The organism is Barnesiella sp. B2-R-119 (assembly GCF_023656675.1).
In the GTDB taxonomy this organism is placed as follows: domain Bacteria; phylum Bacteroidota; class Bacteroidia; order Bacteroidales; family Barnesiellaceae; genus Barnesiella; species Barnesiella intestinihominis.
On the sequence record NZ_JAMOKL010000007.1, the window covers coordinates 69,608 to 85,092 of the forward strand.

The 15,485-nt window shown below is 48.1% G+C and carries 8 protein-coding genes; all 8 read right to left on the minus strand.

Translation table 11 applies throughout. The features are described from left to right. Positions 1–15 precede the first annotated feature (15 nt). Positions 16–1,146 (minus strand): ATP-binding protein, encoded by a 1,131-nt coding sequence (locus NBH06_RS12365; protein WP_004291480.1) that lies wholly within the window; start codon positions 1,144–1,146, stop codon positions 16–18. 301 nt (positions 1,147–1,447) lie between these two features. Then, the gene (locus NBH06_RS12370; protein ID WP_004304269.1) at positions 1,448–2,053 is read right to left on the minus strand and encodes an RteC domain-containing protein; all 606 of its coding nucleotides are present in this window, start codon (positions 2,051–2,053) and stop codon (positions 1,448–1,450) included. Between the two features lie 238 nt (positions 2,054–2,291). Next, a complete protein-coding gene (locus tag NBH06_RS12375) occupies positions 2,292–2,714 on the minus strand; it encodes a dihydrofolate reductase family protein (protein WP_004291474.1) in 423 nt (140 codons plus the stop codon). Positions 2,715–2,993: 279 nt separating this feature from the next. Next, complete coding sequence (locus NBH06_RS12380) at positions 2,994–4,316, minus strand: sigma-54-dependent transcriptional regulator (protein WP_250794580.1); 1,323 nt, start codon at positions 4,314–4,316, stop codon at positions 2,994–2,996. Continuing rightward, positions 4,309–6,627, minus strand: coding sequence for a hybrid sensor histidine kinase/response regulator (locus tag NBH06_RS12385; RefSeq protein WP_004291467.1), 2,319 nt, complete (start codon positions 6,625–6,627; stop codon positions 4,309–4,311). Before NBH06_RS12385 ends, NBH06_RS12380 begins: the two co-directional genes overlap by 8 nt. Continuing rightward, positions 6,627–8,552, minus strand: coding sequence for a tetracycline resistance ribosomal protection protein Tet(Q) (tet(Q), locus tag NBH06_RS12390; protein ID WP_004291466.1), 1,926 nt, complete (start codon positions 8,550–8,552; stop codon positions 6,627–6,629). The genes NBH06_RS12385 and tet(Q) overlap by 1 nt, the downstream gene beginning before the upstream one ends. Positions 8,553–9,209: 657 nt before the next feature. Next, positions 9,210–15,026 carry a helicase-like domain-containing protein gene (locus NBH06_RS12395; RefSeq protein ID WP_004291462.1) on the minus strand — a complete coding sequence of 1,939 codons (5,817 nt, stop codon included), beginning with the start codon at positions 15,024–15,026 and terminating at the stop codon, positions 9,210–9,212. Then, a complete protein-coding gene (locus tag NBH06_RS12400; protein ID WP_004304266.1) occupies positions 15,016–15,468 on the minus strand; it encodes a DUF1896 domain-containing protein in 453 nt (150 codons plus the stop codon). Before NBH06_RS12400 ends, NBH06_RS12395 begins: the two co-directional genes overlap by 11 nt. Between the last annotated feature and the right edge of the window lie 17 nt (positions 15,469–15,485).

Here is a 15,485-nt window from a genome sequence, read left to right on the forward strand (position 1 = left end):
TACGTAATTTATTGATTATACGAACTCCAAATAATTCTCCCGATTTACCACATGAAACTCGGCATAGGGATAGGCTTCTTGGAAGGCTTTCGGTGCGGCCGGCATTTTATTTCCCCACTTGAACTCCAAGGCGGTAAGACTGTCGGCACTCTCCTCAATCAGGTCGATTTCCTGTTTGTCGTAGGTGCGCCAGAAATAGAACTCCCTGTGCAGTCCCTCATTGAAGTTCGCTTTGCGCCGCTCTCCGATGATGTAGTTCTCCCACAGCGCACCGACATCCTGCCGAATGGCCAGCGGTGAGAAAGCCCCGATAATGGCATTGCGAATGCCGTTGTCGTAGAAGTACCACTTGCCAGCTTTTGTAACCTCCTTGCGTAGGTTACGCGAATAAGCCCCCAGACGATAGATAACGAAGACCTTTTCCAATAGGTCGAGGTATTTTTCAACGGTCGTCTTGCTCATGCCGAGTTGTTTACCTAACTCTTCGTAAGAAACTTCGCTGCCCAACTGAAAAGCTATCAATCGCAGTAGATCGCGCATCTTGCTCGAATTTTTTAAGCCGTCAATTGCTAAGATATCTTTAAGCAGGTATGCACCGACAATATCACGTAGGTAGTCTGTTTTACGTTCATAGTTCTCCATCATTACTACTTCGGGATAGGAACCGTAAATCAAGCGCGCTTCGAGGTTCTGGCGGGTTTCAAGTGCCGTTTCCGTCTGTGCGATTTCCCGTTGCGAGAATGGTGTAAGGAGAAATTGCGTACTGCGGCCGACCAACGGTTCACCAGTCTTATTCAGCAAATCGAATGACGAAGAACCACTTGCCAAGACACTTATTCCCGGTATTTCATCAACTATCAACTTCAGAATACTACCGATTTGTGGTATGTTCTGTGCCTCATCAATAGCCAGCAAATCAATACCATCCAATAAATGCCGATAATTGGCTATTGAGCGATTCTCCAATAGTGCTAATGTGTCGTAGTCTTCGCCGTTGAGCATCATCGTCCTACCTGAATAGTTGTCCACAATTTTACGCATCATTACCGTTTTACCAACACGGCGAGCACCAAAAATCAGTACTGCTTTATTGGGCGCGATTCGTGCTGTAATCTTCTCTTGAAGTATTCTATTTACTGTTTCCATACCTTATAAAATATAATGCAAAGATAATCATATTTTTTTAATTGGCGAATTTTACAAAAAAAACGGGCTATTAAATGGCGATTTTTACAACCACAATCTTATGGAAGTTGTTTCATTGTTTTTAGTAATGATATATGTTCATACTATGATGACTCAATAATTTACCAGACATACGTTTCTGAAATTTGTCCTTATAGGAATGAAAAACTCACATATATTGTGCTAATTAATATATAATTAAATGAAAATAAAAAGACAGGATACGAGTATTCCTGTCTTCTCATATGTAATGGATATTTTTTTATTTTCTCATCCGCTCCAACTCCTCATCACGCAACATTCTCTCGTTCAGTTTTTCCTGCATCCTGTCAATGAAATAGGTGCGGCTTTCGTTCTTCCGGCGTTTGATATCAGTGTAGAAGCGGTAGCAGTCTTTAGAATCAACCCCGAATATCTTATAGAGAAGTGGGGCGAGCTGTTTGAGCGGCATATTGCCGTTGTTGATGCAGCCCATCACGTCTATGCCGTAGATAAGTTCCACGAGGTCGATGGCATTGCCCGTCCATTGAAGAAGGCTGGCGGTGGTTTCTGTTGCGTTGTTGGCGGATATTAGTGGTGGCACTTGGGGCGTGGCAAGGAATTTCTGCATCTTTCTTACGAAAGACAGAGCCTTGCTGACGTAGGCGGCAATCTCTCTTTTTTCTTCTGACAGATTACGTACGGGATGGTGCTGCAACTCGATTTCGATGTAGGCAAGCGCGATGACGGTAAGGTTCATGTCCATGCCGCCGTTGCACAGTTCGATCACTTGGGTGGCGAAAGCCGTGTATGCCGTTTCCATATTGCAGTCGCCGGCTTCGTTTATCAGGCGGAAAAAGTCGGTTTCCGCCAGCAAGAAATAATTCATGGTTCTGTCAATTTTGAAAATTACACTTTGTTTTCTGCGTGCGCACATGAATATAATTGGCAAAAAACGCGGCAGAAAATAAAAAATCCAACACTCAATTTTACAAAGTGCTGGATTTCAGAGGTATAAAATTCAGTATTTTTTCACAAGGACAAATTATCTCCGACTTAAATTGTTTGTAATCGGAACATTTATTCTATTCCTGAAAATAGAAATGTATGCTTGCCGCACATTTTGGCTATCTTGCTTTTTTATCAAGGATATAGATAATGCGACATACACCGTTGGGATAGCTTTTCAAAGAGGAAAGCGTCCAGTGTTGCTCTGGCAGAGCCGACTTAAAAAAATGTCGTCCGCTTCCGGATATGAAAGGAACGGTGTATAGTATGATTTCATCCACAGCGTGCATCCGCAGCAGTCCGTTTATATAGTCTGCCGTGTCCGGTGTGGCTTCCGCGAGGTAACGGATGTTTGTGCAGTCTTTTCTCCATTCGTGCAGCATTGAAATGGAATAGTCCGGTGTCACACGGTAAAAGGCTTTCTTCCTGATTTCATCAAGACCGCAACGGTCAAGGCACAAATCCTGATGTGCTTTATCATATAACTCTGAAGAAAGACATCCGTCCATCGTCAGTACGGCGAGAATCTGAACTTTACCCATAATCGTTTCCTTTCGTTAGGCAAGGGTAAAAAAGTAGCGTGCAATTCACACTACCTTCAAGCGATGGCTCTGGTAAAGCCTTTACGGAGAGTACGTGAATGCACGCTATGCGTAAGCATAGCATAAGCATCACGCAATCGTCTCCGTAGTTCCAATTTACCAGATTTTCGCTTGAAACGCCTTGCGGTCTTATCCTATATGTTGGCGGCGAAAAGCTCCTGCCAATCGCCGTTTTTCTCAAATGTTATGCAAAGATAGCCAAATTCAGTGAATTACGGGCTATGATTGCTTGAATTTATATTTAAGTCCATACTCTTCAAGTTTGCTGTATAGTGTTGTCCTGCCTATGCCGAGCAGTTCTGCGGCGACACTCCGGTTGCCGTTTGCCTGTTTCAACGCACGCAATATCCGCTCCTTATCCTCCGCGTCATTGCGCAAGGCGAAGCTGACAGTAGAGGTCGGTTTCGTCACGGCAAGTTCCAGATGCTCTTTCATGACAACACCTTCCTGCGCCTGCAATACAGCACCCATAACTTTCTGCCGAAGTTCCCGCACGTTGCCCGGCCATGCGTGTGTCAGCAACGCTTTACGTGCTTCGGAACTGAACCCGCTCACGCTACACTCCAGCTCTCTGTTTGCCATATCACGGAAGAACTCTGCCAGCGGCATAATGTCTTCTTGACAGTCACGCAACGGAGGAACGGTTATCCCGAAGTCGTGCAGGCGGTACAGAAGATCCTGCCGAAAACGCTTTTCATTCACCGATACCTCCAAATCTTCATTGGTAGCAGCGATGATGCGGACATTGAAATTCCGGTCTGCCTTGTCTCCGACCGGGCGATACCGCCTCTCCTGTATGGCACGGAGCAACATCTGTTGGGTTTCCAACGCGAGGTTTCCTACCTCGTCCAGAAACAACGTGCCGCCTTCCGCCTCATGGAAATATCCTTTCTTGGCATTGTCCGCACCTGTAAATACACCTTTGACGTGTCCGAAGAAAGCCGACGGTGCAAGCTCTTTGGAGAGTGAACCGCAGTCCACCGCCACAAATGGCTTGCCTGCACGTTTGCTCTTGTCATGCAACAGGTGGGCAATATGCTCCTTGCCCGTGCCGTTCTCACCAAATATCATCACGCTCATATCGGTGGCGGCTACCAGCCTTATGCGGTGCATGATTTTCTGAAAGGCGGAACCTTCACGGGCGAATATAGGCATACGGCGTTGTCCTGCCTGACGTTCTTTCAGTATGGAACGGATCAGGGGGACAAGTTTATCCTCCACAAGCTGTTTGGGAATATAGTCTATCGAGCCGAGTTTCATGCTTTCCACGGCGGTATTAACTTCGGCGTAGTCGGTCATAATGATGAAGGGCTGCATCTTTCCCTCCTTTCGCATCCAGCACAAAAGGTCTATGCCACTGCCGTCAGGCAGACGCAGGTCGGCAACCACGATATCATTATCTGTTGCCTGTTGCAGATGTTTCTTCGCGGTTGAGAGGTGGTAAGCCTTCATATTGCGGTAGCCCTCCCGTGACAGCATATTGCAGACATATTCGCAATACACGATGTTGTCTTCCACCACAATTATTTTTGTCTTATTCATCTTCGTATTTTCTCCTTTCCTCTTCTGCCAACCGTATTATTTCCACTCCCTTATCCAGCACGGCAGTCACGGCATGGCTTAACGCTTCACCATCCGGGAGAGCATCGCCACGAAGCAATCCGTAAAGTACATTCAGCGGTTGGTCGGCACGGAGCACCTCCCACGAACTGCGCAGGTGGTGGATCAGGGAATCCAGCTTTTGCAGGTCTTTTTCTTTTGCTGCATCCCGTACCGCCTGCATTTCCTTTTCTGTTTCAGTTATCAACTTTTCCAGCATGACGGCTTCATTGCCATAGGACAATAAGGCGGAAAAGTCCGGTTTCCCGTCCGGTGTCGCTTTTATGGCACACCTGTCGGAAACCTCCATCAGTTCCGATATGGAGAACGGTTTGAACAGGCATCCGGCAAAGCCTTTTGCCAATAGTTCCCCTTTGTTACAACTGCCCGAAGCGGTTGCCACAACCACCGGGATTGTTGGTGAATTGCCCACGTTGGACGAACGCAACAGTTCCAGCAATTCGAAACCGTTTATATCGGGCATATTCAAGTCTGTCAGCAACAGGCTGTATTCTTTCTGGCGTATCATTTCCATCAGTGCCGCAGCATCGGTGCAAGTGTCGCAGTGTATTCCTTCTTGGGAATACATCTCTTTCAGCATCAGAAGTAATACCTCATCATTGTCAATGGCGACAACATCATGGAATTTATTGTTATGATAAACAGGTGTATTGCTTGTATATCCAAGCTGTTCTTCAGCTTCCTGCATAGAAATTTCAACTGTGAAACGACTGCCTTTCCCTTTCTTGCTGTCTAAACGGATTGTTCCGCCAAGCATCGACACAATATTACGCATTATGGCAAGCCCAAGCCCGAAACCCTCCTTTGCGGCGGCATTTGATAGACGTTCAAACGCACCGAACGCTTGTTTCTGTTCCTCTTCTGTCATGCCTGTACCTGTATCTTCAACGACCAGTGTCAGAACTCCATTATCATATTCAGTAATCAAAGAAACACCGCCTTCTTCTGTGAACTTGACAGCGTTTGACAGCAGGTTATTCCCGATTTGTATTATTCGCTCTTTGTCGGTCAATACAATGGCATCGTGTCCAGTCTTCACGGACAAGGACAGCCCTTTGTTCACGGCAACAGGCATGAACTCCGTTTCAAGTGTGTGCGTGATTGCTGAAATCCGGCAGGGTGACAGACGGGGCTGTTCCTTGCCGTTGTCCAGGCGGAAGAAGTCAAGCAAAGTGTTAAGCATATCCCGCATACGGTCGGAGGATTGCAGTATGTTTTGGATATACTGCCCGGACTTATCCTCACACTGTTCTTTCCGTATCAGTCCGGCATAGCCTGTTATTGCTGTCAGCGGTGTGCGCAGTTCATGGGTGATAGTATGTACCGCCTTCTTCCTTGACGTTATCAGTGCCTCGTTCCGTTGTACGGATTGTTCCAGTTGCCTTATCAAATCAGTTGTCTTGTGCTTGTATTGTTTAATGCTTTTTGCATCACGATGTATGATGATGTAGGAAATTAACAACAATAGAAGAACGAATCCCATTAAACCGCCTACTTGCATAAATGACTTTTCACGCATGGCAACTATTTCGTTTTCCCGGCTTTGCAGTTCGGTTTGTACCTTTTCTTCTATTTGGCAAATCAATTCTTGCAGTTGTCTGTTAAGTTCTGCATTACGAGCTGCAAGGCTGTCGGCTTGTTCCGACAATTGGCGATCCTGCACTTTCTGTTCGCTGATTACGTTTCTATTGACCGAATGAAGGATAGTGGTTGATACTGCTGGAGTTACTTCCTTTTTTTTGCCGAATATGCCTAAGAAACCTTTTCGTTTTGGCTTTTTGGACTGTTCCTGCACACTTTTCTGTACAATAACCGGAATTTGATTGGCTATCTTCTTGTTAATAGATTGTTGTTCATCCATTAACCGGACTATCTGGAACATCTGTCGTTCCTTATCCTCTAAAAGACTGCGCACACTATCGATGCGCTCTGCTGGATAGGTGGCCTTGAAACGGCAGAGCATACTGTCCATTGCCATACGCCGTGCATGGTAATGCTCGATATCTTTATCGTTCCATTCCAGTATTGTTTCACCCAATAGAGAAAATTTTATCATTTGAATATTGATATTGTTTATTTCTTTTCGGAGCTCGTCTATTTTTTTATTGCCAAGTTCTAATGCTTCTATCTCCTGCCATTCATAGAGGCTATTATATGCCATACATCCGATAAGAATGGAGATAAGTATATATCCCAACCGTATTGCCTTATAGAAATTTCCTGACCGCTCCATTATTTTAATGACATTGATTTTTGGAACATGAATAAAAGTTTATCTTTTTCGTTCATGCGGATATTATCAGAATAACCGTCTTTTGTTATTTGATACCCACATGGCTTAACCATAAAAATGCCTAAGCCCTTAGTGTACGAACTTACTTCTGAGGCATAGTCTTTACTTGTATTTAATGGAACTTTCCCTTTAATATGACACCACTCATTATTACAACTGATGTCTTCAATCTCAGACATCAGTTTTTGCAAATCTGTAATAGCTTTGGAACTCGCTACTTGGGGTATCTGCAACTCAAAACAGAGCATCGGTTCGAGAATGTCCACACCTGACTGTTGCAAAGCCAGCCTGAAGACATAAGGGGTCAGCTGTCTGAAATCAGCAGGTGTACTTACCGGGCTATAATACTCGGCTTGAGTAAAAGTTACTTTCAGATCTGTCACTTCCCATCCATGTAAACCAGATTGGCAAGACATACGAATCCCTTCAAAAACGGCATTTTGAAAAGAATGGTTCAGATAACCATAGGAGATGTCACTTTCGATTTGCAACCCTGCCCCTAACGGTAAGGGTTCAAGAGTCAGCCCTATTGTGGCCCAGTAAGGGTTGGGTGGTACTTCGATCTGAATAATCTTATTGACCTTTTTTATAGGTCGTTCTTTGTAGATAGTCTTGATCTCATCAAAATGGACCTTTACGGAAAATCGTTCTTCCAGCAATGTCTGTATGATTTCCTTTTGGGTCAAACCATATAACGAGATTTCCAATTCATCACTATATGAGTTTATGGAAAAGGACAAAGACGGGTCTTCAATCCACAATGTATTCAGAGCGGATATCACCTTGCTTCTCTCTTCGGGCTTATTTGGCCGGACGGAGGATTTGAGAGCGGGATGCTGATGAGATAATCCTTGAATCAAACAAGGTTTAGCACCTAAATAATCTCCGATTCGAAAATCTTCTATATCTTCTACAATCGCGATATCATTGGCACCCACTTCATCAACATTTATCTCTCTGCCCTGATAAATAGTCTTTAGATTTTTAATCTTGATGAATTTTTCCGAATCGTTGATTCTTACAACGTCTCGAAGTCTCAGACTTCCGTCAATTATTTTAAGAAAACTTCTTTTATGCCCTTTGGGGTCATGCTCTATCTTATAGAGATAAGCTGAAAGTCTGTTTGAGACTGATGCCGGAGGAAGTATAAAAGAAGAAATGGCGTCCAACAACTCATTGATACCGATATTGAACATTGCTGATCCATGTAGCACCGGATAGACTTTGGCTTTTGCCACAAGAGCGATTATCGTATTCCAATAATCAGCCGGTGAAATTTCGCTATCCGCCAAATATCGTTCTAATATATCGTCGTCATGGTTGCATACAAATTCTTTGTATTCTTCCTTTATATATGTTTGGGAGCAAACCGGATAAACCGATCCATCGACAACAGTTTGCATAAACAGGACATCTTGCGACAGATTTGTTTTTATATCCATATACAAACGCTCCAAATTCACACCGGCACGGTCAATCTTATTGATAAATATAATTGTCGGGATTTGCAGCTTTTGTAAAGTACTGAACAGCAACTTTGTCTGCGCTTGTATGCCTTCCTTTGCGGATAAGATGAGGACTGCTCCATCAAGCATTTTGAATGTCCGCTCCACTTCCGCAATAAAATCCATGTGTCCCGGAGTGTCAATGATATTGCATTTCACTCCATTCCAGATAATAGATGTCGTAGAAGCCCGGACAGTAATTCCTCTACGTTTCTCTATATCCATAGAGTCCGTTATGGTGTCACCATTATCCACACGGCCGCACTTTTCCGTTGCTCCACTGGCAAACAGCAGATTCTCGGTTACGGAAGTTTTTCCTGCATCAATGTGAGCAAGAATTCCTAAATTTATAATATTCATTTGGATTAAGCAATAATATACTACAGTAGATGCATTGTCGAAACGCACCTTTTAATACCTCCTCGTAGCATATGAGAACTACAGGATTACTAACTCGTATTAATATGTATATTATTACTGCCGCATAACGATTACAAAATTACACAAAAAAATATATCTAACAAAAGTGGGAGGATTTTTTAACTTTTTACCATAGACATTTTATTAGGGAAGCGTAGGTTCAACTGGCAAGTACAAATAAGTAGAAATGTTTGAACAACACCGTTTTAGGAAGTTGAAAAATCAAGTTTCTCTCTCGGTATAGCGTTTATTTTGGCCAATATCTTCTTTAGTTTAGCATTTGTGTATTTCCCATTCGTGTTCTATTTAGCTCCTTATTATGAGTATGTAGCAAGTTACTTATCAAATTCAGCCTCTTTGAGGGTCAAATATGGTTTTGCAAATGGTGACTGACAAGACATAAACAAGGTCAGCAGGAATTTTTTACATAAATGGACATGAATGTATATAACCTAAAATAAGAATAAATTTTAATAAGGGCTGCCCAAAAAGAAAAAAATGCAGTTGCCATCCTATAGATACTTGCAGAAAGGATAAAATTTACTTTTAGACCTTTTGGGATAGCCCTTATTAATACTTCAGATAAAATTCCTTAGGTTATATTTTCAATCCTTTGGACCGGGTTTCCTCCTTGGCATACAGTCCCGGACGCCCGATTATGACATGGTTGGCAACGATACTATCCGCCGGACTGCGTATCTGCGGCGGTGCATTTTCGGGATATTGCGCCTGCCTGTTCCTCACATCTTCCGCTTCCGGCTTGAGCTGTTGCCCTTCATTCTCCTTTTCTGCGACTTCGGGCGTGGGTGGCGCAAGCTCCAGCTGAATTTTTCGGTCAAGGGCGGCAAGTTCGGACTTCAACTGCTTCAGCTCGTCCTCCTTCTTCCACACCTTACCCGCTATCTCCTGTAACTGCGGTATCTCCATCTCCAGCACCTCGTTCTTCGCCTTGTACTGGTCGATGATGGAGGGTATCCTCTCCATCGCGTTGAGGAAGTTGCGGGCGGCGGCCAACGGGTCAGCCATCGCCAGATGCCCGTTGTTGTAGGTGTACTTGTAGTTCCCCTCGACCACGAAGCGGTTGTCGGTGAACTCCAATCCCTCTTTGAGTATCCTTTCGCTCACCACCTTTATCGGAAAACCGTAAAGTTCACCGACCTGCGTGTACAACCCTCCGGTCGTGGCATTCTTGGCTATCTCCTGCAAACGCTTTCCGATGACCTTCTCATCGGCGGAATCCACTCCGTCCACCTTTATTATATTAAGGCGGTTGCCCTCCTTGTCGGTCTGCACCACCGACAGGAAGCGGTTCCAGTCCTCCGTCATGGCATCTATGAAAGCCGTGTTGTTGCGCAACTCGCCGGTCTTTGACTCCAGCTTGAACTCCGAATCACGCTTGCCCTTGTTGAACGACTTGCGTTCCCCTTCGAGCGATGCGATCCGCTTTTCCAGTTTCGCCTTGTCCAACAGGTCGGTATTGCCGGAGAGCAACGCCATGTATTCCGAGAAATTCATGCCCGATTTTTCGTCCATTGCCCCCTCGTCGATGGTACGCGCACCCATCGCACCGCTTTTGAGCTGGCTTATGAAAGTCTGCTTGCAGTGCAGGAGGTTGAACTTGTAGCTGTCCAGTGACTTCTCCACCGCGTAGATGATTACATCCACGTTGTTCCCGGCGAAATGTTTGGCAATCTCATTACCTGCCCTAACTCCGCGTCCGTCACGCTGTTGCAAGTCGGACGGTCGCCACGGCGTATCGAGATGATGGATAGCCACACACCGTTTCTGGGCGTTCACACCCGTTCCGAGCATAGAGGTAGAGCCGAACAGCACACGCACCGTCCCGGCGTTCATGGCGTCTATCACCGCCTTCCGCGCCTTGTCGGTCTTGCACTCCTGAATGAAGCGCACCTCGCTTGGCGGTATACCGTAGTCCTCCGTCAGTTTGCGCTTGATTTCCGAATAGACGTTCCACCCGTCGCCCGGCTGGTATGTCCCCAAATCAGAGAAAACGAACTGCGTGCCTTTCTGGGCGTCGTATTTTTGATAATACTCCGCGATCATCTTGGCACAGTGACTCGCTTTGTTGTCGGGATGATCTTCGTAATTCGGGTCTATCATGCGCATGTCGAGTGCCATTTTCCGGGCATAGTCCGTGGCGATGAGCATCTTCGCCTTTTCTTCCGTTTCCGAAAGCGGCAGCCTGCCCAACAAGGTGGCATCGCCCGTCTTGGCGAACTGCATCAGTTTCTGTATGAAGTCCTCCTGTTCCGGCGTGGGCGGTATATGGTGCAGTATCTCGTTCTTGGCAGGACGGTCAACGCCCACATCCTCCGCCGTGCGGTAGTCCGTGATTTCATTATAGAAGGCGGCAAGCTCCGGCACTTTGATGAAGTAGCGGAAACGCTCCTTCTGGACCACATTGTTCGTCACGTTAAATTCAAAATCCGTCGTCTTCTTGGCAAATATCGCCGCCCAAGCGTCGAAACACCTTATGTCCTGCCGTTCCAGCTCCTTCGGGCGCAGGTACTTGAACAGCAGGTACAATTCAGTCAGTGAGTTGCTGATAGTCGTGCCGGAGAGGAAGGTCGCACCCAAGTCTTTTCCTGTGCGCTCCTGTATGGTGCGTATGGCAAAGAGCATGTTAAGTGCCTTCTGGCTTCCCTCGCTGTTTCCCAATCCCGCCACACGGTCGTGGCGCGTGTTGAAAGTCAGATTCTTGAACTGGTGGCTCTCATCTATGAAGATGTGGTCGATGCCCATCTGCTTGAAATCCACCACGTCGTCCGTGCGTGACTTTATGGCGTGTTCCACCTTCTCCAGCTTCGCTTCAAGGTTGTGCTTGCGCTTCTCCAATCCTTTCAGCATCGCCCGCGACACGTTCTTTCCCTGCTGCCGTAGCACTTCGAGGTTTTCCTCCACCGTGTCAAGCTCTGCTTGCAGGATGCGCTGCTGCAATTCCGGCGACTGCGGTATCTTGCCGAACTGGTCGTGCGACATGATGACGCAATCGTAGTCGTTGTTCTTTATATTATTGAAGAAGCGCACACGGTTGGCGGTCGAAAAGTCCTTCTCCGAAGCGTACAGAATACGTGCGTTGGGATATGCCGCCTGATAGGTGGCTGCAATCTCCGCAACGTTGGCTTTCAGCCCGATAATCATCGGCTTGTGTGCCAAATTCAGACGCTTCATCTCATGCGCGGCGATGCACATTATCAGCGTCTTACCGGTTCCCACCTCGTGGTCGCAAATTCCGCCGCCGTTCTGTTTCAACATCCAGACGCAATCCATCTGTGAGGGATAGACGCTCTTGATACCCCGGCTTGCCAGCCCTTTCAGGTTGAGGTCGGGAAAGGTCTGATGGGAGCCGTCGTAGCGCGGGCGCACGAAACAGTTGAACTTGCGGTTATACATCGTCACAAGCCGCTCCTTGAACTGCGGCGACTGCTCTTCGAGCCATTCGGAGAAGCCGTTTCGTATCTCGTCAATCTTGGCGTTGGCGAGTTGTATTCCCTCGCTGTCGCGCATCTTGATGTCGTTGCCATGCTCGTCCTTGCCGATGGACTTCATCATGTCAGGGCAGGTGTTGTGCAGGGCGTGTTTTAGGAGGTGCATACCGTCATAGTTCCGGTAATACCCCTTCACCAGAAACTCGTCCGTGATTTTCATGGTGCGGTAGCCGCACACCACCGAAAACTCGTCCATGCTTGCGGAATAGGCGATTTTCACCTCCGTGTCGAACAGCCGGCTCATGTAGGCGGCATAGACACCCGTCGGAATCCAGCGTTCCCCGAAATTGAAGTCCAGATCCTCGAAGGCGATGCGCTGCGGCTCGGCATCTTTCAGAGCCTCCAACGCCTGCTTCACCTCCGGCATACGCTCATTTTCGGGATTGTCACCCATCCATGCCTCTATGCGTTCCGCTTTCTCTATGACATTTCCGGCGATGAAACGGTCTTTGATTTCGTAACCGGTCACGAGCGGATTGTAGTAGATGCGCCCTTGCAGGGCAGTGAGCAAATCCTCCGCCGTGCTGTCGGTTATCTCCCGCATATAGTCGAGATTGACCGTACCATATTTGTTGAGCGACGCAGACAGGGCTTCTTCGGGAGAGCCTACGTTGGCATGGCTCTCCACCGCGAAGGAAACAGGATGCTCGAAGATGTCCGCCTTGACGAACTTTCCGTTTTCCATCCGTTCCAGCGAAAGGATGTCGCGCCCGCCCGCATCCATCATCACTAACTTCACGTTCTGCTTGGCGTTGAGGTTGCCGTAGCGCATGACAAACTCATCGTAACAGGTATTCAGATGCTCTCGCCACGGAACATTTGCCTCGCGCCGGAGCGATTCATAACGGTACAGACGCTCGTAGGCGTCACGCAGCGACACATACAACAACGCCTTTTCCTTCTGGTATCCTTTCAGGTCGAGCGGCTGGAATGTCGCCCCGTATGGCGTGATGTCTTTCAGGTAGCCGATGTTATGACGCCCCCGGTCAGCCACCAGCGACCCTTCGCGCAGGTGCATCTCCGGCGTGCGGTGGTAGGCACGCGGAGAAAGGTCCACGACTTCCTCCTTCGGCTTTTCCGCTTCGATGTCGGGGAAAAGGAAAGTCCCCACCGCTTCCGATGGGGTATCTGTAACGGCAGGTGCGGCGACTGCCTCCGGCTGTGTTTCCTCCTGTCGTGGCTGCTCACGGGAAGTTTCCGGCACGGCTTTCACTTCCGTCTTTTCCGCCACTTGTTTCTCGTTATGCTGCCTTGCCAGTTCCCGAAGTTCTTTCCTACGCTCCGGCGTCAAACCCATCATCATTTCATAGAAACCGTTGATGGGAGGATTGGTATCCCAGTCCAGTGTGGCATAGATGTCGTCCGGGTCGGCAGGCTTGGCGGTGTTCTCCGCTTTCACCTCCTTATTCTCCATTGCGGGTTTTGCAGTTGGAGCTGTCGGTGTAACCGTGACTTTCGGTTTGGGCGGAGTGGACTTTGCCGTAACTGCCTTTTTCACCGTCTTTTTCTTTTTGGAGGTTTTCGGTTGGCTGACCTCTTCCGTCATCCCCCAGAGGTCAAGCAGGGTGAGCTGCACGCCTGCGGAATATTGCGGGCGCGGTTCTATCTCCGGCTTTTCATCTGCGGGTTGCGGCTTTTCTGTCGGAGTTTCCACCGTCTGCGCCGAGGATACTGTTTCCAATTTTATGGCAGGACGCTCTACTTTATTTTGAACGGCAACTTTTTCTTCCGTTCCTGCCTGCCGGATTGAACCCGAATACAAGCGCATGGCAAGCCTGTAATGGAAATCCTCGTCGAGCATACGGCGCAAATCCCCGGCGATGCCTGCTGCCTTGCCCTCGTGCAGATAAACCATAGCGGGCTTCCCGTAGGGGTCTGTGTCAAGTTTCGCCATCGTATGCACGATGCGTTCCGGGTGGTGGATGAAATAGGCGTTGTCGGTCAGGGCGGTTTTCGTGTCCGTCTGTATCACGGTCATCAGCCGCTCGTCCTGCGACATTTCCTTCTTGCTGAGGTTCTTTTGCAGGACAATCAGGTCACTGCCCACCTCCGTGCCCGCGTTGTCCGTGAACAGGTTGTTGGGCAGGCGTATCGCGGATACCAGATTGGCCTGACTGAACAGCTCGTTACGCACGGAGGTCTTGGTGCTATTCAATACCCCTTGCGAGGTGATGAACGCCACGATACCGCCGTCACGCACGGCATCCAGTCCTTTGAGAAAGAAATAGTTGTGGATGGTTTTCTGGGCGGAGCGTCTGCCGAAAGAGTCGCTCCGCTGAAACTCCGCGTCGAACACGGCAATGTCACCGAACGGAATGTTGGACACCGCCAAGTCGAAATAATTGTTGAACGGTCTTTCGATTTTCTCAAAACCGCAGGTGCGCATTTTCTGGTCGGGATAGAGATGCCTCAAGATTGTACCCGTGAGCAGATCCTTCTCGAAAGCCATCACATCCGCATTGGGGCTGTGCCGCAGCATGGAATCCACGAACACGCCGACACCTGCCGACGGTTCGAGCATACGGGCGGGGCGGACGCTGTAATCTGCCAGCACGTCCGCGATGGTGTCGGTTATCTCTTTGGGGGTGTAGAAAGCGGTCAGCACGGACGCTTTCAGCGAATCCACAAACCGCTTGTACTCTGTTTCGTCCTTGCTGTTCTCACGGATAAGCCTGTGCAGCTCCACCGTCGGGGCGAACAGTTCGAGGTCGGATTTCGCCCACCGGACGGCATCCGTCAGTTCCTTTGCAGGGTTGAGGATACATTTCAGACCGCCGAAACCGCAGTACCTTTGAAGTATGGCACGCTCTTCGGTTGTCGCTGTCCTATTTTCCCTGTCAAGGATGAATGCCGTCCGTATCGCCTCGATGTTGTCCCGCAGTTTCTGTTTGCGGTTAAACGCCATATTCGTCTAAGTAAAGGACGGTTGCTCCCGTCAGCTCCGTGTAGAGCAGGTCGTAATCGGAAGACAGGGCGAAATTGTCATCCGAGAGGTCATAGACGGAGAACACGTTGCCGACAAGCGGCAGCAGTTTCAGGACAAAGGCTTCACGCTTCTCTTCCGGCACTTCATCGGCAAACTCGTTTTCCACGACTTCGCGGAGGATGGCGTAACGGGAATAATGCAGCCCGCGCAGCAGCGTGTCCATCGCCAGTTCCTGCGCACCATCGGCGGGATAGCCTTCAAGCCGTGCCCTCTCATACGTTTCGGCGGCACGGTCGGCCCGTTCCCGTATGAAAGCGGTGTCGTCAGCCTGTTCAAACTTGTTCGTGCGGAGATAGTCCAGCAGGTACAGACCGTAATAGGAAAAGTCGGTCTGACCCTCGTTTTTCTTCTTGTTGTTCATTACTTTGGATTTAGCGG

Bases quoted from the DNA above. Each gene is read 5' to 3' on its own strand.
- NBH06_RS12400 (WP_004304266.1), bottom strand. From the start codon at position 15,468: ATGAACAACAAGAAGAAAAACGAGGGTCAGACCGACTTTTCCTATTAC.
- NBH06_RS12395 (WP_004291462.1), bottom strand. From the start codon at position 15,026: ATGGCGTTTAACCGCAAACAGAAACTGCGGGACAACATCGAGGCGATA.
- NBH06_RS12365 (WP_004291480.1), bottom strand. From the start codon at position 1,146: ATGGAAACAGTAAATAGAATACTTCAAGAGAAGATTACAGCACGAATC.
- NBH06_RS12370 (WP_004304269.1), bottom strand. From the start codon at position 2,053: ATGAATTATTTCTTGCTGGCGGAAACCGACTTTTTCCGCCTGATAAAC.
- NBH06_RS12380 (WP_250794580.1), bottom strand. From the start codon at position 4,316: ATGAATAAGACAAAAATAATTGTGGTGGAAGACAACATCGTGTATTGC.
- NBH06_RS12375 (WP_004291474.1), bottom strand. From the start codon at position 2,714: ATGGGTAAAGTTCAGATTCTCGCCGTACTGACGATGGACGGATGTCTT.
- NBH06_RS12385 (WP_004291467.1), bottom strand. From the start codon at position 6,627: ATGGAGCGGTCAGGAAATTTCTATAAGGCAATACGGTTGGGATATATA.